Annotated in this window: 16 protein-coding genes and 1 pseudogene; 10 read left to right on the top strand and 7 right to left on the bottom strand. The window is 67.9% G+C overall.

Translation table 11 applies throughout. The annotated features are described in order from the left end of the window. Positions 1–243: 243 nt before the first annotated feature. Positions 244–876 carry an OmpA family protein gene (locus CF70_RS10125; protein WP_035863736.1) on the top strand — a complete coding sequence of 211 codons (633 nt, stop codon included), beginning with the start codon at positions 244–246 and terminating at the stop codon, positions 874–876. A 313-nt stretch (positions 877–1,189) separates the two neighbouring features. After that, positions 1,190–3,259, top strand: a complete 2,070-nt coding sequence (gene metG / locus CF70_RS10120; protein WP_035863734.1) for a methionine--tRNA ligase — start codon at positions 1,190–1,192, stop codon at positions 3,257–3,259. A 104-nt stretch (positions 3,260–3,363) separates the two neighbouring features. Here the strand turns inward: metG and bamE are convergent, their stop codons facing one another. The 4 genes and pseudogenes from bamE to CF70_RS37635 all read right to left on the bottom strand — a co-directional run. Next, positions 3,364–3,912 carry an outer membrane protein assembly factor BamE domain-containing protein gene (gene bamE / locus CF70_RS10115; RefSeq protein ID WP_035863732.1) on the bottom strand — a complete coding sequence of 183 codons (549 nt, stop codon included), beginning with the start codon at positions 3,910–3,912 and terminating at the stop codon, positions 3,364–3,366. A 58-nt stretch (positions 3,913–3,970) separates the two neighbouring features. Beyond that, entirely contained in the window at positions 3,971–8,143 is a 4,173-nt protein-coding gene (locus CF70_RS10110) for a translocation/assembly module TamB domain-containing protein (protein ID WP_035863731.1), read from the bottom strand. Between the two features lie 64 nt (positions 8,144–8,207). Beyond that, positions 8,208–9,583, bottom strand: a pseudogene (locus tag CF70_RS10105) (autotransporter assembly complex protein TamA); the annotation flags it as partial. A gap of 1 nt (position 9,584) precedes the next feature. Continuing rightward, positions 9,585–10,109, bottom strand: a 525-nt coding sequence (locus CF70_RS37635) for a POTRA domain-containing protein (RefSeq protein ID WP_304413166.1), incomplete at its 3' end; no start/stop codon positions are given. A gap of 215 nt (positions 10,110–10,324) precedes the next feature. Here CF70_RS37635 and CF70_RS10100 point away from each other — a divergent pair. From CF70_RS10100 to panC, 3 genes are all read left to right on the top strand, one after another. Beyond that, a complete protein-coding gene (locus tag CF70_RS10100; RefSeq protein ID WP_035863727.1) occupies positions 10,325–10,513 on the top strand; it encodes a DUF3460 family protein in 189 nt (62 codons plus the stop codon). Between the two features lie 34 nt (positions 10,514–10,547). Beyond that, positions 10,548–11,429, top strand: a complete 882-nt coding sequence (locus tag CF70_RS10095; protein ID WP_035863726.1) for a segregation and condensation protein A — start codon at positions 10,548–10,550, stop codon at positions 11,427–11,429. A gap of 140 nt (positions 11,430–11,569) precedes the next feature. Then, positions 11,570–12,418 (top strand): pantoate--beta-alanine ligase, encoded by an 849-nt coding sequence (gene panC / locus CF70_RS10090; RefSeq protein ID WP_035864067.1) that lies wholly within the window; start codon positions 11,570–11,572, stop codon positions 12,416–12,418. Between the two features lie 117 nt (positions 12,419–12,535). On the opposite strand, the gene CF70_RS10085 is transcribed toward panC, so the two are convergent. Then, the gene (locus CF70_RS10085) at positions 12,536–13,723 is read right to left on the bottom strand and encodes a PepSY-associated TM helix domain-containing protein (RefSeq protein ID WP_035863725.1); all 1,188 of its coding nucleotides are present in this window, start codon (positions 13,721–13,723) and stop codon (positions 12,536–12,538) included. Positions 13,724–13,943: 220 nt separating this feature from the next. Here CF70_RS10085 and CF70_RS10080 point away from each other — a divergent pair, with 220 nt between their 5' ends. Further along, complete coding sequence (locus tag CF70_RS10080) at positions 13,944–14,495, top strand: GNAT family N-acetyltransferase (protein WP_035864065.1); 552 nt, start codon at positions 13,944–13,946, stop codon at positions 14,493–14,495. Here the strand turns inward: CF70_RS10080 and CF70_RS10075 are convergent. Further along, complete coding sequence (locus tag CF70_RS10075) at positions 14,476–15,126, bottom strand: ParA family protein (protein WP_035863724.1); 651 nt, start codon at positions 15,124–15,126, stop codon at positions 14,476–14,478. The genes CF70_RS10080 and CF70_RS10075 overlap by 20 nt on opposite strands. A gap of 155 nt (positions 15,127–15,281) precedes the next feature. Beyond that, complete coding sequence (locus CF70_RS10070) at positions 15,282–16,730, bottom strand: cobyric acid synthase (protein ID WP_035864063.1); 1,449 nt, start codon at positions 16,728–16,730, stop codon at positions 15,282–15,284. A 154-nt stretch (positions 16,731–16,884) separates the two neighbouring features. On the opposite strand from CF70_RS10070, the gene cobU reads away from it, so the two are divergent. From cobU to CF70_RS10050, 4 genes are read left to right on the top strand one after another with little or no spacing between them, the layout of a single operon-like run. Next, the gene (gene cobU, locus CF70_RS10065) at positions 16,885–17,598 is read left to right on the top strand and encodes a bifunctional adenosylcobinamide kinase/adenosylcobinamide-phosphate guanylyltransferase (RefSeq protein WP_081862112.1); all 714 of its coding nucleotides are present in this window, start codon (positions 16,885–16,887) and stop codon (positions 17,596–17,598) included. Further along, positions 17,598–18,587, top strand: coding sequence for an adenosylcobinamide-phosphate synthase CbiB (gene cbiB, locus CF70_RS10060; RefSeq protein ID WP_051648247.1), 990 nt, complete (start codon positions 17,598–17,600; stop codon positions 18,585–18,587). Before cobU ends, cbiB begins: the two co-directional genes overlap by 1 nt. Next, positions 18,584–19,663, top strand: a complete 1,080-nt coding sequence (cobD, locus tag CF70_RS10055; protein WP_051648233.1) for a threonine-phosphate decarboxylase CobD — start codon at positions 18,584–18,586, stop codon at positions 19,661–19,663. Before cbiB ends, cobD begins: the two co-directional genes overlap by 4 nt. A gap of 11 nt (positions 19,664–19,674) precedes the next feature. Next, on the top strand, positions 19,675–20,583 hold the full coding sequence (locus tag CF70_RS10050) for a cobalamin-binding protein (RefSeq protein WP_051648231.1): 909 nt from the start codon (positions 19,675–19,677) through the stop codon (positions 20,581–20,583). The last annotated feature ends 110 nt before the right edge of the window (positions 20,584–20,693 follow it).

Raw genomic sequence — 20,693 nt, 5'->3', positions numbered from 1 at the left:
GGCGGCGGGTGGCGCGCGGACGACAAGCCCCTCACGAGGGCGTGGAATTACACGCACTTACAACTGTCACAGCAACAGACTTGTGCACCCGGCTTCATCTCCCTATTGTAGTGCGCCAGGAACGCACGCCAGCGGAATACCGCCCGGACTCTTGTGTTCACGTGCCGTCCGCGTTATTTCTAGTGGTGTAGCTCACGCCACTTCAACAATCATCTCAACAAGATCCGTCCTGAAGGAGAAAGCATGAAATTCAAGCTTGCCAGCCTTGCCGTTGTCGCCATTCTTGCCGCCGGCTGCGCTACAGAACAAGGCACACAGACCGCGGTCGGAACCGGTGTGGGCGCTGCGGTCGGTGCCGGCCTGGGCAACCTGATCGGCGGCAACACTACCGGCACGCTCGTCGGCGCGGCGGTAGGCGGGGCACTCGGCGGCGCTACGGGTTACAACTGGAACGCGATCCGCGGCAAGCTGAACAAGGACACTGCCGGCACCGGGACCCAGATCACCGAGCAGCCGGATGGCTCGCTGAAGGTAAATATCCCGAGCCAGGTAACCTTCGACACGGACAGCGCCACCATCAAGCCTTCGTTCCGCTCGGTGCTGGACCAGGTCTCGCAGACCCTTGCCCAGCAACAGGACGTCTCCGCCACCGTGGTCGGCCATACCGACAGCACGGGCAATCCCAGCTACAACATGCAACTGTCGCAGCGCCGCGCGCAGAGCGTGGCGACCTATCTGGGTGACCGCGGCGTGGCCCGGACCCGCCTGGCAGCTGAAGGCCGGGGGCAAACCCAGCCCCTGGCGGACAACGCCACTGAGGCGGGTCGCGCACAAAATCGCCGGGTCGAAATTTATTTGAAACCAATTCAGCGATGATGCTGTCATAGAAACAGGTACCGCTTGTCACCGTTGCTGGCTCGCGATGGGTGGCTGACCTCCCGGGCGGTACCTGATTTCTCCTCCTTTTCCGTTGTGGAAAGCTGCGCCGGTACTAACCGGCGCTTTTTTTGCCCAGTTGTTTTTCAGTGCCTTTTCAGGCACTTACAGCACTCTCTTCCCGCTCCGCCCTGCCGGAGTGCACGCGCTGCCTGCCCCGCTTGCTAGAATAGCCCTCTCACGGTGCCCGCCTGATTCTCGCGGCGGCGCCCCCGCCTTACTGTCCAACCCCCTCCTGACCGGCAATTTTTCCATGACCGCACGTCGCATCCTCGTCACATCTGCCCTGCCATACGCCAACGGCCAGATCCATATCGGCCACCTGGTGGAGTACATCCAGACCGACATCTGGGTGCGCTTCCAGCGCATGATGGGCAACGAGGTGTACTACGTCGGCGCGGACGACACGCACGGCACCCCGGTGATGCTGCGGGCCGAAAAGGAAGGCATTACCCCCAAGCAGCTGATCGACCGCGTGTGGACCGAGCACAAGCGCGATTTCGACAGTTTCATGGTGTCGTTCGACAACTACTACAGCACCGACTCCGACGAGAACAAGCAGCTCTCCGAGAAGATCTACCTGGCGCTGAAGGCCGAAGACCTGATCGCCGAACGCGAGGTCGAGCAGTTCTACGACCCCGTCAAGAACATGTTCCTGCCGGACCGCTTCATCAAGGGCGAGTGTCCGAAGTGCGGCGCCAAGGACCAGTACGGCGACTCCTGCGAGGTCTGCGGCACCACCTACGTGCCCACCGACCTCAAGAACCCGTATTCGGTGGTGTCCGGCGCCACGCCGGTGCGCAAGTCTTCCGCCCATTACTTCTTCAAGCTCTCCGACCCGCGCTGCGAAACCTTCCTGCGCGAGTGGGTGGCCGACCTGGCCCAGCCGGAAGCGGCCAACAAGATGCAGGAATGGCTGGGCGCCGAAGGCGAGGCCTCGACGCTGTCGGACTGGGACATCTCGCGTGACGCGCCGTACTTCGGCTTCGAGATTCCCGGGGCACCCGGCAAGTACTTCTACGTGTGGCTGGATGCGCCGATCGGCTACTACGCCAGCTTCAAGAACCTGGCCGAGAAGAAGGGCATCGATTTCGACGCCTGGGTAGGCCCGCATTCCACCGCCGAGCAGTACCACTTCATCGGCAAGGACATCCTGTATTTCCACACGCTGTTCTGGCCGGCCATGCTGCGTTTCTCGGGCTACCGCACGCCCACCAACGTGTTCGCGCATGGCTTCCTGACGGTCGACGGCGCCAAGATGAGCAAGTCGCGCGGCACCTTCATCACCGCGCAGAGCTACGTCGATACCGGCATGAACCCGGAGTGGCTGCGTTACTACTTTGCCGCCAAGCTCAACGCCAGCATGGAAGACCTCGACCTCAACCTCGACGACTTCATCGCACGCGTCAACAGCGACCTGATCGGCAAGTACGTGAATATCGCCAGCCGCGCCGCCGGCTTCCTGGTCAAGCGCTTCGATGGCGTGGTGGACGAGGCCGCGCTGGCCCACCCGCTGCTCAAGCAACTGCGTGAAGCCGCGCCGCAGGTGGCGCATTTCTATGAAGGCCGCGAGTACAGCAAGGCACTGCGCCTGGTGATGGAACTCACCGATGCAGTGAACGCCTTCGTCGACACCGAGAAGCCGTGGGAACTGGCCAAGGACGAAGCCAGGCGTGCCGCCCTGCACGCCGCCTGCTCGGTCTCGCTGGAAGCCTTCCGCCTGCTCACCGTCTATCTCAAGCCGGTGGTGCCGCAGATGGCCGCGGGCGTCGAGCGATTCCTCAATATCGAGCCGCTGGACTGGCGCGGCATCGACAAGCAACTGTCGGCCTCGCGTCCGGTGCAGCCGTACTCGCACCTGATGACCCGCGTGGATGCCAAGCAGGTCGATGCCCTGCTGGCCGCCAACCGCGATTCGCTGCAGGCCACCGCCCCCGCCGCCACGGCGGACGCCGCTGCCGCCTCGATCGAGCCGATCGCCGAGACCATCACCATCGACGACTTCGCCAAGATCGACCTGCGCGTCGCCAAGATCGTGGCATGCCAGAAGGTGGAAGGCTCGAACAAGCTGCTGCAGCTGACGCTGGACCTGGGCGAAGGCAAGACGCGCAACGTCTTCTCCGGCATCCAGTCGGCGTACACGCCCGAACAGCTGGTGGGCAAGCTCACCGTGATGGTGGCCAACCTGGCGCCGCGCAAGATGAAGTTCGGCCTGTCCGAAGGCATGGTGCTGGCCGCTTCTGCGGCGGACGAGAAGGCCACGCCCGGGCTCTGGATCCTGGAGCCGCACGAAGGCGCGGTCCCGGGCATGCGTATCCGCTGATGTACCGAGGCGGTGAGGCGCGCCCGCGCTGATCCGCCAATATCGCTACGGCGCCGGCGTCGATCGACGCCGCGCCGCCAGCAAGCCCCGCTGCCCGTAGTGGGCTAGCCGCCCTGCATCCTGGAAGGATCGTCGCTGCGCGAGGTGTGGGTTACCTTGCCGTCGGCATCGAAATGCACGTTGAAGAAGGCCTTCTCCTGCGAGCTTTCCCACCAGCGATAGCCCCAGACCTCCTCCTTCTTGAGCGCGAAGGCTTCCACCTTGGTGGGCTTGCCCAGCAGGCGGCGGATGTCGTCGCGGCTCATTCCGGCCCGCACGCGCGCGAAGTTTTCCGCGGTCAGCACCTGCTCGATGGCGCGCACCTTGCCGTCTGCGCCGATCGTCACCATCCAGGTAGTGCCGCCCTCCGGCCCGCGCGGGTATTCGAGGCGGCGCCCGCCCCCATCCTCTTCCCAGACAATCTCCGGGCGCCCGGCCTGGCGCCGCACGTCCTCCTCGCCCGACTCGCCCACCACGATGCCCTTGAACAGCTGGCTATCGGGCTTGACCGAGTTCCAGGTAGAGCGCGCGGCATCACCCGCCTTCTTCATCGCTTCGTCGACCTTCTGCTGGTCGCACCCGAACAGGGCAAGCACGGAGGAAATCAGTCCCATGGCGGCAAGGCGTCGGTACGACGCGGCAGTATCTGAAGGGAGGCGATAGCGTTGCCCCTCAGGGCCGCGCAGGCGCGGCATCCGAGGCGGCACCGCGGGGGGCATCGTCGCTGGTCTTGCTGTTGATTTCATTGCTGCCATCGGTCTGGCTCCCTTCGGATCTGGCGCGGCCGCCCGCGCCGGTAAACAAATTGCCCCAACTGTCAAAGCGGCGGTTGAACAACAGGGAGAGGCCGCTGATCGAACCACCCTTGGCAACCAGGGACCAGCGCCGCGAGAATGCCCAGGTCAGCTTGAACACGCTGGAAGCACTGGTCAGGCTCTGCTCATAGCCCACCGAGATCTGCTCGGTCACTGCCTTGCCCACGCTTACCACCTGCTGGTCGTTAAGGCCCGCGGTACTCGGACCGATGGAAAACTCGTCGATGCCGAAATGCTGCACGATTCCCTTGCCGGCGCGCCCGCCGATCATCCCCAGCGCAGCGCCGCCCAGGGCCGCACCACCGAGCTGCTTCTGCTGTCCGGCGGCGGCGGATTCGGCACCATAACCGAACATCAGCCATGACAGCTTATCCTCCTCCGGCACATTCGGCTCCGACACCAGCCTGACGCGCGGCAGGCGCACCGTGCCGGTCACTTCCACGCCGGCCTCCACCTCCTGGTTGCGGCGCATGGCGCGGATATTGATGTTGGGATTGTCCACCGGACCGTTGAAATTGACGATGCCGCGCTCGATGTTCAGCTTGCGCCCGAAGGCTTCATAGGTACCGTCGGTCACGCGAATGGTGCCGGTGGCGCGCAGCGGGGTCAGCGGCGCGCTCTTGATGCCGAGCTGTCCTCCCAGGCGCAGGTCCGCGCCGGCCCCGCGGAAGCGGAAGTTGTCTCCCAGGTCGAGCGTGAGATCGATCAGCGGGCTGAAGCGGCTGGCCGGCCTGGTTTCCGGCACGGGCGTGGCGGCAGTCTTGATCTCGCGCTGGTCGCGGCGGCGCACCACCACCACGTCGTCGCCCAGCTCCGGGGCACCGGCCTTGGGCAGGTCGAACAGGCCACTGTCCACGCGGAACTTGCCGCGGATCACGATCTGGCGGTTCTCGTTCACGATACTGGCATCACCGGAAACGATCAGGGTGCGCTCGGGGCTGGCAAAGATCTGGAGCTTGTCGGCCACGATCTTGCCGGTCAGGTTGGGATCGGTCTCGCCCAGCTTCACGTTGCCGGTGGCCACGATCTTGCCGTCGCCGCCGCGGAATTCCACTTGCTTGAGCTCAATGGCGTTCTGGTCGAGCGCGACGCGCACGATGCCGTCGGTCAGGCGGATGCCCAGGTCGTACAGCGTGATAGCGATGCCACTGCCGTCGATATTGCCGGTGAGCAACGGGTTGCCGACCGTGCCGGCAAGCTGCAGGGTGGCCGCCAGCTTGCCATCGAACGCGTATTGCGGCCCGGTGAATGCTTCCAGCGTCTTGATCTTCGGCACATCCAGCGACACCTTGCCCGCCAGCGCGGAAGCCGGCGTCACCGTCATCAGGCCCTGGTCCTGGAGCAGTCCGGCGGACGCGTCCACCACCAGCTTCCCGAGGCGCGCGGCTTCGACGCCGCCGCGCAGGTTGACGCGGCTGCCGGCAAACTCGGCGCGCAGCGCGCTCTCGCCAAGTCCCAGGGTGGTGAAGCCCCGACCCGCGCTCACTGAGACATCGCCGCTGCGGCGGCGCAACTCGGCGAAGCCGGAGGCGGTCTCGGCCAGCGTGATGTTCCAGCGCCCGTCCAGCACCAGGTCCGAGCGCACCGGCGGCGCCTCGCCGCTGAGCGCCTCGGCCAGGCGCAGCAGGTTTGCCACCTGCAAGCCGTCGAGGTTGCCCTGCGTGCGGATGCGGCCATGATCGAACTCGAAACTGTCCACATTGACGCGGGCGCGCTCGAACTGCAGGCCGGCGGCGCCCAGCCGCACATGCTGGTCGGCCACCAGCAGCTGTGCAGGCGCTATCAGCCGCACATTGACGGTGCCGCGTTCTTCCAGGGTGCGGATGGTGCCGTTCCAGCCGGCCTGGCCCTGCCAGGCACCCTGCCCCGCCAGCGTCAGCTGCATCGGCTTGTCGTGCAGTGCGCCGGCCGTCTTCAGCTCGAAACTGTGCCTGGCCTGGGTGCCGCTGAGCGTCACGTCGAGCGTGCGCAGCGTGGCAACCGGGCCGCGATAGTCGTGTGCGTTCAGTTGGAGCGCGAGCGTGCCGTCCAGCCCCCCGCGCAGCTCCGCGCTGCCGCTGGCGCTGGCGACATGGTGCGGGCCCACCACCAGCGACTGGGCGCTATAGGTGCCCACGATTTCCGGCCGCGCCAGGGTGCCGGTGACGTCGGCATCGAGCTTGAGTACGCCGGCCACGCCGAACTTGAGCCGCTCGAGCTGCGGCGCGTCCACATGCAGCTTCAGGCGGTCGCCGCGCGCGCCGAAACTGCCGCTGAGCTGAGCCTGGTTGCCGGCCATGTCAATCGTGGCCTGGCTCGGCAGCAGGCGCTCGCCGGCCAGGCGCAGCTTGCCCTCGCCGCGCATGGGCAGCCCCGCATAGACGCTGTCGCGCACCGAGAAATCGAGCCCCACGCGCAACTCCGGCGCAAGTGTCCCGCTGGCGGTGAAATCGGCATTGATGCGGCCGGGCGCCACCGTGGCGACGCGCGCGGGGTCGAAGTTGGTGAGCTTGCCCTTGAAGCTGAAGGGCTGCCCGTCCTTGAGCGAAAGCTTGCCCTCGGCGTTGAGCGTGCCCGAACCGATGCCGGCGCGCAGCGCGGTCAGCGTCACTGCCTCGGCGTCCAGGCGCGCATCGGCGAACAGCTTGAACTCGCCGCCGGCAAGGTCCAGCGCCGCGCTCTGGCGGCCGGGCTCCAGCCGCAGGATCACCGGGCCGGACAAACGCACGCGCTTCAGGCTGCCATAGAGGGCTTGCGGGTCGAGGTTGCGCACGTCGAGGTCAAAGCCGCCGCGGCCCTCGTGCAGCGCGCCGCCGCCACGGATCTCGCCGCCGCCGGCCAGTGCCACGCGCAGGTCGCGCACCGTCTGTGCCGTCTCGCTGACCTCGATGTGCCCCTGCACCGACTCCACCGGCAGGCGCTCGGCGTCGAGCTTGCCGGCGTCATGGTTGACGATGCGCACGTCGCCCGCTACCCGCAGGGGCGCCTCGTCGGTGGCGCCGGCGGGCTTTGCGCCGGCGGCGGAGGCGGGAACCGCCGATGCCGTTGCAACCGGGGCACTGGCAGCCGCCGGCGAGGATGCCGCCGCTGCCGGTGCCGGTGCCGGTGCGCCCGCCCCGTCCACCGGCCGCAACTCGGCCTGCACGGACAGGTTGGCTTGCGGCGCCGAAGCGCTGAACAGGCGCGGATTGATGTGCTCGCCGTTGACCACCACATGGGTGAACGGCACCTTGCCGAACGGCGTCAGGTCGGCCCCGGCGCGGCCGCGCATTCGATCGCCGCTGGCCTCGACTTCCGCGCGCAGGGCGGCGAGCGAGCCACGCATGCTGGCGCTGATGCTGAAAGCCTCCTTCTCCCAGCTGCCCTCCAGCAGGCCCGCACCGGTCAACGCGAAAGGCGCCTGGCCGGCGATCTGCGCATTGGCGGCGAGATTGCCATACGGCGTGACCAGGTGTTCCACGCTGGCGCGATGGTGCTGCCCGTCGGAATGCAGCGAACCCGCCAGGTCGGCAAACACCATCTCGCTGGGCGTAGCCGCCGGCCCCTCCAGCAAGGCCAGGCGTGCCAGGGTGAGCGTATCCACGTCCACCGACAGCGGCAGCTCGAGCGACTTGGGCAGCGTGGCAGGCGCGCTGCCGGGCTGGGCCGGAGGCAAACGCAGCGTCACCGCACCGATGCGCAGCCATTTGACATGCAAGCGGGTCGGCGACCAGTTGAACGACCAGTCGCCATCGAGGCGGTCCACCGTCACGCGTGTCTCGCCGCTCGCGAACACTACGTCGCGCAGGCGCAGGCCCCGGGCCACCGTGCCGCCCTCCAGCTTGCCGGACAAGACGCCGTCGGACAGCCGCGTGGCCATTGACCAAAGCTGGCGCGTACCCGCCTCGGTGCGCAGGGCCAGCGCCACTGCCGACAGCGCCGCCAGCAGCAGCACGAGCAACACCGCCACCAGCCACGCCAGCCAGCGCCAGACGCGCGTCCGGCGCGGACGCGCCGGTCCGGGTGCGCCAGCATCGCGGGCGGGAACGGGAGGCATGTCGGGGATGCTCATGCGGCAAACGCCTCGCGGCTGCGTGGACGGGAGGCGCCGGCCTGCCGGCAGGGTCGCATCGCCATCAGAACGCAACTCCAAGTGAAATATGCGGGCGGAACTGCGTCTGCTGGATGCCGTAGCCGATATCGAGCTGCACCGGCCCGACCGGGCTGCGCCAGCGCGCCCCGATACCCACGCCGTTATAGAGCTTGACGCCCGTCAGGTTGTCGGTGGCGGTCCCCACGTCCCAGAAAACCGCGGCGCCCCAGTCGGGCAGGAACCAGTACTGGTATTCCAGGCTGGCAGTGCCGAGGTATTTGGCGGGCAGCACGCTGGCGCCGTCGCGCGTGCCGATCGACTGATAGCTGTAGCCCCGGATCGAATCGGTGCCGCCGGCGCGAAAGCGCAGCGAGGCCGGCACCTTGGTGACGTCGCCTCTGGTGATATCGGCGCCCAGTTCCAGCCGGGCCACCACCAGGTCGCGTTTGCCCACCGGGATGTACTGGCGGATACGGCCGTAGACACGGAAGAAGGTCTCGTCGCTCAGCACGTGCTGGGCCGCCACGCCAACCTGCGTATTGATGACATTGCCGCGGCGCGGGAACACCGGGTTGTCCACGTCGCGCCGCGTCCATGCGAAGGCCGGCACCAGCGCCCGGCTGAGCTGGTTCGGCTCGCCGAACGGCTGCAGGTTGTCGTAGTAATAGTCCAGCGAGATGGTGGTGTCGTAATTCTCCCGCGAGCGGGAGCGCTTCAGGCCGGTGCGCAGGCTGGTCAGGTCGGTGCTTTCCAGGTCGATGGTGCGTTCGTAGCTGCTGTAGACGCTGTTGCGGTACGTCCTGCTATCGGGCGGCATGGCCATCTCCGCGAAAACGTACTGGCGTTTTTGCTCGATGCGTGCCTGCGAATCGAACACCCAGGCACGGTTGAACAGGTTGTAATAGGAATAGCGGCCTTCGACCTGGGCGCCGGTATCGGTGGTGTAGCCCACGCCGCTCGAGAGCCGGTTGACGGGATACTCGCGCACGCGCACATACACCGGCACGGTGACCTTGTCGGCGTTCATGTCGACCTTTGGCTCGGCATTGCTGGCCGTGCCCGCCTCGGTCACCTTGCCCTGATCCGTCGACTCCTGCTGGCCCAGGTCGATCTGCACGTTGGAAAAATAGGGCTGGTTCTGGATTGCCCGCTGGAATTCCAGCAAGCGCTCCACGCGGTACGGCTCGCCCTCGTACAGCGGATTGACGTTGCGGATGATCTGCTCGGGATAACGCCGCAACCCGCTGATCTTCAGCGGTCCCATGCGGTATGCCGGGCCGCTGGCAAAACGCGCGCTCAGATCCGCAGCATGTTCGTCCGGGTCGACGCGCGCCTGCGAGCCGGTCATGCGGGCGCCGTAGTAGGTATGGCTCTGCAACTCCACCAGGGCGTCGTCCTTGGCCTTGGACCAGTCCGCCTNGCCCCGCCCCCCCTGCCGGAACGGCTCGCCCACCGGCAGGCCCCATTTGGCCCGGATTTCGGCAATCTGCTCCGGCGACTGGGTGACGGCGGGGCCGCTCACGCTAACGTCGACCGCACGGATCACGGTGCGCGCGCCAGGGTCCACCGTGATGGTCACGGTACGCTTATCGCCGCTGCCTTCCACCTTGGCGGTGGTCTGCGGATCGAAATAGCCTTCGGTGGAGGTGAACTGGCGGACCTGCTCGCCAACCGTCTCGACCATGTAGTTGAACTGGTCCGGCGAGATGTCGTCGCGCGCGCTGTAGCGTGACAGGTCCAGGTGGTCTTGCAGGATTTCCTTGATCGCCTTGGGCGCCTCCACCTCGACGTTGTAGGCGGCAGCGGCCGGCCCCGCGGACAGCGCCAGGGCCGCCAGCAACGGACGCGCCAGGCGGCGCAGCGCGGCCACGGCCCCCGGCTCTGCGCCGGAGGCGGCGACAAAGCCGGCAAGCATGGTACGCGGGGGCCCTGGATCCATCCTCATCGATTGGTGCACGTCACGCAAAGTCGATATTTGACCACACCCGGGCGGCCAGCCTGCCCGATGGCGCCAAAAAGACCACCCCCAGGCACCACCCCCAGGCGGCCGCGCATCAGGGGCGTGGGATCAAAATGGTGGAATCGCGTGCAATCCCGTTACTGACCCTGCCAATACGGTAAAATCCGGGCTCGTTCGACAATTCCCCACTGTTTCCCGTCATGGCTCTCTACGAATCGGATATCACCCAGTTCCTGAAGTCGCTCAAGGATGAGCGCCCTTCCCTGGAAGCGGAACAACGCCAGGGCCGCGCCCTGCTGTGGGACAAGAGCCCGATCAATCTCGAAGAACGTGCCCGCGCCGACGCCTCCCGCGTGGCGCAGAAGCCTTACGTCTATTCGCTGGACTGAAGCCGTACCCGCCCCCTCGAGCGCCCGCCCCTAGATGAACCAGAGCGAGCAGGACAAGCTGAAGCCGCCGATCGAGTTGCCCAGCGTGGCACCCGGACAGGACTCCACGCCGGCCGCCGTCGACGGCATGGCCTTCGCGCGCCTGTATGGCGAGCCGCTGTTCAAGCTGCCCCAGGACCTGTACATCCCGCCGGATGCGCTGGAAATCTTCCTGGAAGCGTTCGAAGGGCCGCTGGACCTGCTGCTCTACCTGATCCGCAGGCAGAACTTCAACGTCCTCGATATCCCGATGGCGCAAGTGACGCGCCAGTACCTCACGTATATCGACCAGATCCGCAAGAGCAATCTTGAGCTGGCGGCCGAGTACCTGCTGATGGCGGCCATGCTGATCGAAATCAAGTCGCGCATGCTGCTGCCGGTGAAGAAAAGCGACAGCGACGAGGAAGAAGAGGATCCCCGGGCCGAACTGGTGCGCCGCCTGCTCGAATACGAGCAGATGAAGCTGGCGGCCATGCGCATCGACCAGGTGCCACAGCTCGGGCGCGACTTCCTGCACTCGCAGGTCTATATCGAGCAAAGCCTCGCGCCGCGCTTTCCCGATGTCGAGGTCGTGGACCTGCAGGCCGCCTGGGCCGACGTGCTCAAGCGCGCCAGGCTCAACCAGCACCACAAGATATCGCGCGAGGAATTGTCGGTGCGCGAGCACATGAGCCATATCCTGCGGCGCCTGCAGCATACGCGCTTCATGGAATTCAGCGAGCTCTTCGACGAAGCCGTGCGCTCCGGCAAGGGCGTGCCGGTTGTGGTGGTCAACTTCATCGCCATGCTGGAGCTCTCGCGCGAAGCCCTGGTGGAGATCACCCAGGCCGAGCCGTTTGCGCCGATTTATGTGCGATTGGCGTACATTCCCAGCTAGGCCGCACCGATAGCGGCGCCCGCCTCGGGCCACATGCTCTACAATCCGCCGACAGTCGGCGCCACCAAGAGCACCAGACCGGCTTTTCGGGCGCGCGTATGCGCCAGGGTCATTCCTACCACGACCAGCACACCAACTTCATGAAAGTCATCTCCTCCATTCACGAGTTGCGGGACCAGTTGCGCGGACAGAACCGGGCGGCCTTCGTGCCGACCATGGGCAACCTGCACGAAGGCCACCTGTCGCTGATGCGCCTGGCGCGCCAGCACGGTGACCCGGTGGTCGCGTCAATCTTCGTCAACCGGCTGCAGTTCGGTCCCAACGAGGATTTCGACAAGTACCCGCGCACGCTGCAAGACGACATCGAGAAGCTGCAGAAGGAAGGCGTGTACGTGCTGTTTGCGCCGACTGAGCGGGACATGTACCCCGAGCCCCAGGAATACCGCGTGGAGCCGCCGCACGACCTCGGCGACATCCTCGAAGGCGAATTCCGCCCCGGCTTCTTCAAAGGCGTCTGCACGGTCGTGATGAAGCTGTTCTCGTGCGCGCAGCCACGCGTGGCGGTATTCGGCAAGAAGGACTACCAGCAGCTGATGATCGTGCGCCGCATGGTGAACCAGTTCGCGCTGCCGATCGACATCGTGCCGGCCGAGACCGTGCGCGCCGAGGACGGCCTGGCCCTATCCTCGCGCAACCGCTACCTGACGCCCGACGAGCGCACCGAGGCACCGGTGCTCTACAAGACGCTGCATGACGTGCGCAATACCGTGCTGGCCGCCAACAGCGCCAGCGCCGACCTGGCCGCGATCGAGGCCAATGCACAGGCTGCGCTGCAGGCGCGCGGCTGGAAGCCGGACTACATTGCCATCCGCAAGCAGGTAGACCTGCAGCCGCCGACCCGCGAGGAATACGTGGCGGGCGAGCCGCTGGTGATCCTCACGGCAGCCAAGCTGGGGGCTACCCGGCTGATCGACAATCTCGAGATCTGACGCCGGGAGCGGCTGGCGCCGCACCTACCCCGCAGCAAAGAGAAGCGGCCCCAGGGCCGCTTCTCTTTTTGTCGTTCAAGGCCCTGCCGGGGCACCGCCCGGGCAGACCCGGCCCGGTCAGGCGGTCCGCACCCCGGCGCGTTGCAGCGTCCGGGCCACATGGCGCCGATGCCCGCGCCGCCGCTTCCACCAGATCAGCACTCCGGTCACGGCGAACAGCAGCGGCACCAGCCCGAACACCGAGATAAAGATCCGCCCCGGCAAACCGAAGGCTTCACCGGTATGCAGCGGGTACATCCAGTTGAGGAAGGTATCGCCGGCGGGCGCGGCCATCGGATCGCGCACGCCGAGGCCTTTGCCCGTGTGGGCATCGAGCCAGATCCGGGTGGCGCCGCTGCCCTGGCGGACCTCTCCGGGCTGGCGCACGCGGACCTCGAAGGGATCGCCGGCCTTGCGCGGGAAACTCACCCGCGTGACCTGCGCGGCGGGGTAAAGCGCCTGGGCCGCGCTGACCGCTTGCGCCGCGCCGAGCGGCGGCGTTCCGGCGGGCACAGGCGCCGATGCCGGCTTGCCGGGTGGCGTCACCGTCATCACGCCGGCCACCAGCGGCGTCACCCACTTGGGCAGGTCCAGGTACCAGCCGGAAAACGCCATGGTAGCCAGCACCGGCGCCGCGAAGATGCCGCCCGCGCGGTGCAGCGAATAATTGAAGCGCGACCAGGAGCCGCCGTGCGTGATGCGAAAGGCATGCAACACCGCGCGCGGCTTGAGCTTGGGCCACCACATCGCGACACCGCTAATCACCATCACCAGCAGCAGCATGCCGGCAATGCCGAGAATGGTCCGGCCCGTCTCGCCAGACAGCAGGTAATGGTGCACCTGGAACAAGGTGGGCATCAGCAGCGGGCGCGACAGCCCCGGCTCACCCCAGACCCGCTCCCCTTTTACCGCCAGCGTGACGGGATCGACCATGACCTGGCGCGAACGGCCGGCATCCGCGCCCTTGAGCGGATACCAGGCCACGAACACCTCGTGCGGCGTGGACGGCAGCATCAGCAGCCCGGGACGGCCGTAGCGCGGATCGGCCTGCAGTTTGTCGGTCGCCGCCTGTACCGTCGCCGGCGCGACCGGCAGCGGCACCTCGGCCGAGGCGGTCAGCAATCCGGGGTTGAGCAGCGCATCGAGTTCGTCGCGCCAGGCGATGGCGGTGCCGGTCAGGCCCAGCATGACGAACAGCAAACCCAGCGTTAAGCCGATGTAGAGATGAATCTTGACGATGACAACGCGCAGGCGGCCGGTGACCATGGGAGGCAGAGAGCAGATTTGGGGGGGTTATGTATTACGCATCACAGGCTGGCAACGCATGGATACGTAGCGCCAGTAAAAATGAGAATGCGAAAGATTCGCGATTCTATCAGGCGTTACAAGCCGGCGCGTGACGGGAGCAAGACTGTGGCGGGGCCGCACCGGATTGCGGCAGAATGGCGTGCGCGGCCACCGCCGGCCCCGCATTCCTGCCCTGAAGATGCCCAGATCGATCGAATTGCTGCCCGCCGCGGCCCAAGATGCCTCGCTGATTGCCGGCCTGCACACCCAAAGCTGGCGCCACGCCTACCAGGGCCAGTTGCCGGCGGATTACCTGGAACGGGAAGTGCCGACCGAGCGCCTGCGGGCCTGGCGGGCACGCCTGGTGGATGGCGCCGAGGGGCCGCTGGAGGTCACGCTCGCCCGCGTGGATGGCGAGCCGGCCGGCTTTGCCTGCCTGCAACCGGAAGCCGAGCCGCAATTCGGCGTGTACCTGGACAACCTGCATGTGCTGCCGCAATGGCATGGACTGGGCCTCGGCAAGCGCTTGTTCGCGCATTGCGCGCGGCGCGCGGCCAGCGGATGGCCCGGGCAGCCGCTCTTCCTCTATGTGCTGGACAGCAACACCCAGGCGCGCGAGTTCTACCGGCGCCTGGACGGCATCGAAAGCGAACCGTTCGACGATGCGTTTCCCGGCGCCAGCCTTATCGTGACCGTACGCCGCGTCAGCTGGCCGTCGGTGGACGCCCTGCTCAGGCGGCTGGGCGCTTAGCCAGGGCGGGCTGCTCCAGCCAGCCGATGATGGGCTGCCACTGCTCCCAGTCGCGCGCCATGCGGGATGGCGCCACGTCCCACAAGGTCAGCCCGTGCGCGGCCAGCTGCACGTAGTTCTGCGTATCGCGCAGGAAACCCAGCACCGGCAGCCCCAGGTCCGCGACAAAGCGCTGCAACTGCTCGGCCGAGCGGGTGCGCAGGTCGACCCGCATGCCGATCACGCCAACCTCCACCTCGCCGTGGCGCACGCGCTTGTCGTCGGTCAGGCGAGCGAGGAAATCCTGGGTGGCCAGGATATCGAACAAGGAAGGCTGCAGCGGCACCACCACGCGGTGGGCCAGCTTCATCACGTCGTTGAAGCGCCAGCCGTGCAGGCCGGCCGGGGTGTCGAGCACCACATGGGTGGTGCCCTTGGGCGGACGTGCGATCTGGTCGGAGCTGATGTCCCAGGTGCGGATGGCCGGCGCCGAGGCCGGCCGCAAACCCAGCCAGGCGCGCGAGGATTGCTGGCGGTCCGTATCGCCCAGCATCACGGCATGGCCGGCGCTGGCGAAATAGCCCGCCAGGTTGGTGGCCAGCGTGGTCTTGCCTACGCCGCCTTTGGGATTGGCGATCACAACTACAGGCATGGGTGTCTCCGCAATGGCTTTCCATGGCGGCGCTGCCCTCGGGCGCGCCGCTCCGGGTTCCGCCACGGCCTTGCCGTTTGTCGTAAGCGGGCCCCGGCGGAGCGGACCCGCCTGCGAGTTTAGCAGTTGCCGCGCGCGGGCGGCCCGGCCAGCGGCTAAGTTTGCAAGGGCGCCAGCAAGGCGCCCAGGTCGAGATGCGCGGCAAGCGTGTCGGCCAGCCGCTCCAGCGACGCCTCGCGCAGCGCGGCCAGGTCGACGCCTTCGGCCCGCGCCAGCCCGGCCCAGCGCAGCAGCGCGCCGCACGCCTCGGGCCGGTCGAACAGGCCGTGGACGTAGGAGGCCAGCACCTGGCCGTCCTCCGACTGCGCGCCGTCCGGGCGCTCGCCTTCGAGCCATAGCGCCGGGCGCGCCAGCGCCGCGCCGGTGGTCACGCCCATATGAATCTCGTAGCCTTGCACGGCGGCCTCGCTGTCGTCCTCCAAGGCCAGCCGGCCGCTCACCACACGCAGCTGCTTGTGCGGCGCCAGGACCGTCTCGTAGTCCAGCAGTCCGAAGCCTTCGCTGCTGCCGGGCGTGCCCTCGTTGCCGGCCGGGTCGTCCACACGCCGGCCCAACATCTGCATGCCACCGCAAATGCCGATCACCTTGCCGCCATAGCGCAGGTGCCGGCGCAGGGCCGGCTCCCAGCCATTGGCGCGCAGGAAGGCCAGGTCGGCGCGCACGCTCTTGCTGCCTGGCAGCACGATCAGGTCGGCCGGCGGGATCGGCATGCCAGGGCCGATGAAGCCCAGGTCCACCTGCGGATGCGCGCGCAGCGCATCGAAATCGGTGTGATTGGAAATGCGCGGCAGCACCGGCACGATCACGCGCAGCAGTTCGCCCTCTTTGGCCGACTGCGAGCCGATGATGGCGTCCTCGGCGTCCAGGTGCAGGCCATGCAGGTAGGGCAGCACGCCCAGCACGGGTTTGCCGGTGCGCGCCTCCAGCCAGTCCAGCCCGGGCGTCAGCAGCGCGATGTCGCCGCGGAAGCGGTTGATGATGAAGCCCTTGATGCGCGCGCGTTCGGATTCCGACAGACAGTCCAGCGTGCCTACCAGGTGGGCGAACACGCCGCCGCGGTCGATGTCGGCCACCAGCACCACCGGGCAGTCGACCGCTTCGGCAAAACCCATGTTGGCGATGTCGCGGTCGCGCAGGTTGATCTCCGCCGGGCTGCCGGCGCCCTCCACCATGACTACCTCGTAGGCGCTGGCCAGGCGCCGGTGCGAGGCCAGCACCGCCTGCATCGCCACCGGCTTGTAGGCGTGATAGGCGCGCGCATCCAGATCCAGCCGCGCCTGGCCATGGATGATGATCTGCGCGCCGGTATCGCTGCTGGGTTTGAGCAGCACCGGATTCATGTCCGTATGCGGCGCCAGCCCGGCGGCCAGCGCCTGCAAGGCCTGCGCGCGCCCGATCTCGCCGCCGTCGGCGGTGACCGCGCTGTTGAGCGCCATGTTCTGGGGCTTGAACGGGACCACGCGCACGCCGGCGCGGGCCAGCACCCGGCAAAGGCCTGCCACCAGGGTGCTCTTGCCGGCGTCGGAGGTGGTGCCCTGCACCATCAAGGTACCGCGCAAGCCACCCGGCAGCGCCTGCGCGGTGGCTTCGGAGAGATTTTTTTGCATCGTGGGATTATCGCACCGGCGTGCTTCCCGGCGGTCCTGCGCGCGCCATTGCGGGCGTGCGATCCATGGATGCGCCCGCTACAATACCCGGATGATCCCGGCACATGCCTCCGCCACCGCCACCGAGCCCGTCGGCGCAACCATCCACGCACCGGCCGGCGAACGCTCGCCCCAGGCCGCGACCGCGCCGCACGCCGCAGCGGCGGCCGGCCGCGCACGCCAGCTCACGCTGGTGCTCGGCGGGGCACGGTCGGGCAAGAGCCACTTTGCCGAGCAGATGGCGGCCGACCATGCCGCGGCCACCGGGGGCCCCGTCACCTATATCGCCACCGCGCGCCACGACGACAACAGCGCCGATGAAGAGATGGAGGTGCGCATTGCGCTGCACCGCGCCCGGCGCCCGGCCGAGTGGGGCCTGGTCGAGGCGCCGCTGCACCTTGCCGACGCCTTGTACGCGCACGCGACCCACAATGGCTGCATCCTGGTCGACTGCGTTACGCTCTGGCTCAACAACCTGCTGTTCCTCGACGCCCGCAGTTATCCCGAGCATGGCCTGGTGACGCCGCCGGCCGCCTTCACCGAGGAAATCGACGCGCTGCTGACTGCGTTGCCCACCCTGCCCGGCCACGTCATCCTGGTCTCCAACGAGATCGGCTTCGGCGTGGTGCCGATGGGCGCCATCACCCGTTTCTACGTGGACGAACTGGGCCGCCTGAACCAGAAGCTGGCCGCCGCCGCGGACCGCGTGCGGCTGCTGGTGGCAGGCATTCCCGTCAGCGTGAAAGGCGCCGACCCGGCGTGCTGATGCTGTCTTCGCTGCTTTCGTGGTGGCCGTTTCCCGACTTTACCTGGACCGCCTGCGTGGCCGCCGCCGTAGCCGGCGTGCTGATTGACCAGTGGCTGGGCGAGCCGCGCCGCTGGCATCCGCTGGTGGGTTTCGGCCGCCTCGCTGCGGCCTTGGAACGCCGCTTGAACCGTGGCGGCGCGCCGCTGCGCCAGCGGCTCACCGGCCTGGCCGCCTGGGCGCTGATGGTGTTGGCGCCGGCAGCGCTGGCCGGCGTACTGGTGCATGCCGCCACGCAGTTCAGCGCGGTGCTGGGCTGGCTGTTGCAGGCACTGGCGCTCTACGCCGCGCTGGGCGCGCGCAGCCTGGCCCAGCATATCGCGCCGATCGCCGGGGCGCTGGCGCAAGGCAATCTCGCCGATGCGCGCCAGCTCACGGCACGCATCGTCTCGCGCGACACCGCCGACGCGGACGGCGAGGCGCTGGCCCGCGCCGCTTGCGAATCGGCGCTGGAGAATGGCAACGACGCCATCTTTGGTGCCTTGTTCTGGTTCCTGCTGGGCGGCGCGCCGGCGGTGATCGCCTACCGCCTTGCCAATACGCTGGATGCGATGTGGGGCTACCGCACGCCCCGCCTGCTGTATTTCGGCTGGGCCGCCGCGCGCCTGGACGACGTGCTCAACCTCGCGCCCGCCCGCCTTACCGCGCTCTCCTACGCACTGCTCGGACGCACCGTGCAAGCGCTGCGCTGCTGGCGGGCGCAGGCGCCGGCATGGTCCAGCCCCAATGCGGGCCCGGTCATGGCCGCCGGCGCCGGCGCCGTCGGCGTGGCACTGGGCGGGCCCGCGCGCTACCACGGCGAATGGGAGGAGCGTCCGCCGCTTGGCGAGGGACGCGCACCCGGCGCCGCCGATGTGCACGCCTGCCTCCGGCTGGTTCAACGCACGCTCTGGCTATGGCTGGCCGCCGCCGGCGCCAGCGCCGCCCTCCTCCAATACGGCATCGCATGAGTACACCGATCCGCCACGGCGGCGACCTGCTCGCCGCCGTGCGCCGCTACGGCCGGCCAGCCGAAGACTGGCTCGATCTTTCCACCGGCATCAATCCCGACGGCTATCCCGTGCCGGCCCTGCCCGCCGACGCATGGCAACGGCTGCCGCAGGACGGCGACGGCCTGGCGGAGCTTGCGGCGCAGGCGTACTGCGCGCCGCAAGCCCTGCCGGTGGCCGGCTCGCAGGCTGCCATCCGCACCCTGCCGCAATTGCTCAAACCGGGCCGCGTCGGCGTGGCGGCGCAGGGCTACAGCGAATACGCGCCCGCCTTCGCCCGCGCCGGGCATCAGGTTATGCCGCTGGCCGAAGCGGATTTCGCGCGCGGCGACCTTGCCGCGCGGCTCGACCACCTGGTGGTGGTCAACCCCAACAACCCCACCGGGCGCACGCTCACGCAAGACACGCTGCTGTCGTGGCATGCCGATCTGGCGGCGCGCGGCGGCACGCTTCTGCTCGACGAAGCCTTCATGGATTGCACGCCCGCGCTGTCGCTGGCCGCGCGCTCGGATCTCCCCGGCCTGGTGGTCCTGCGCTCGCTCGGCAAGTTCTACGGACTGGCCGGCGTGCGCTGCGGTTTCGTGCTGGCGGAGCCCGCCTTGCTGGCGGCGCTGGCCGAACAGCTCGGGCACTGGACCGTGGCCGGCCCGGCGCGCGCGGTGGCGCGCCTGGCCCTGGCCGACCACAACTGGCAGGCCGCCACGCGCGAGCACCTACGGCAAGCAGGCCAGCGGCTCGCGGCGATGCTGCGCGCGCACGGCCTGGCGCCGGTGAGCCACCCCTTGTTCAGCTGGGTGCCGCGCGCGGATGCGGCGCTGCTGCACGACACGCTTGCGCGGCAAGGCGTATGGACGCGGCTGTTCGACGCACCGGCCAGCGTCGATGCCACGCCCAGCCTGCGGCTGGGATTGCCCCCGGCGCAAGAAGCAGCGTGGCAATGGCTCGACGCGGCGCTGGCATCCGCATGCGCCGCGATGTCCATGGACATGCATCAAGACGGCTCCACACAGGCACCTTCCCCGACACAACCCCGATGATCCCTATCCCGATGACTGCCCGTTCCCTGCTGGTCCTGACAACACTGCTGGGCACCGGCCTTTGCGGCAACGCCGGCGCCGCCGTCTCGGTGGTCGACGATGCCGGGCAAACCGTCACGCTGGAACAACCCGCGCGCCGCGTGATCTCGCTGGCGCCACATGTCACCGAGATGCTGTACGCCGCCGGCGGCGGGGCGCGCATCGTCGGCACCGTGAGCTACAGCGACTACCCGCCGCAGGCACGCGACATCCCGCGCGTAGGCGACAACAAGGCACTGGATCTCGAACGCATCGCCGCGCTCAAGCCGGACCTGATCGTGGTATGGCGCCACGGCAATGCGCAAAAGCAGACCGACCGGCTGCGCGCACTCGGCCTGCCGCTGTTCTACAGCGAACCGCGCAGGCTGGAGGGCATTCCCAGCAATATCGAAAGGCTTGGCGTGCTGCTCGGCACCGAATCCACCGCCAACGGCGCCGCCGCCAGCTTCCGCCAGCAAGTTGACAAACTGCGCCAGACCTACGCCGCACGGCCGCCGGTAACGGTCTTCTACCAAGTCTGGCAGCAACCGCTGATGACCCTCAGCGGGCAGCACCTGATCAGCGACGTGCTGGCGCTCTGCGGCGGGCGCAACCTGTTCGCCAACGAATCCCTGCTGGTACCGACGGTATCGGTGGAAGCCGTGGTCGCCGGCAACCCCGAAGTGATGATGACCGCCAGCATGGGCGCGACCCGATCCGACCGCCCGCTGCCCGACTTCGCCATGTGGGAACGCTGGAAACAGGTAACAGCGGTAGCGCGCGGCAACCTGTACGCCATCGACGGCGACCTGGTCAACCGGGCCGGCCCGCGCATCACCCAGGGCGCGGAAGTCGTCTGCAAGGACCTGGACAACGCGCGCCGCAAGCGGCCGGCGCAATAGGCAGGACAGGTCCAGGAACGCCCGCCCCATCCCGCCTGGGCGAGAGGACTGCCATTCGCAGGAGCGAGCCCGCCAAACCAACGATTGGTAGCCGTGTGGAGCGCCCCCAA

It is taken from the genome of Cupriavidus sp. SK-3 (assembly GCF_000611145.1).
Taxonomy (GTDB): Bacteria; Pseudomonadota; Gammaproteobacteria; order Burkholderiales; family Burkholderiaceae; genus Cupriavidus.
Note: the sequence above shows the minus strand (reverse complement) of the source record. Positions and strands in the feature narration are given on the sequence as shown.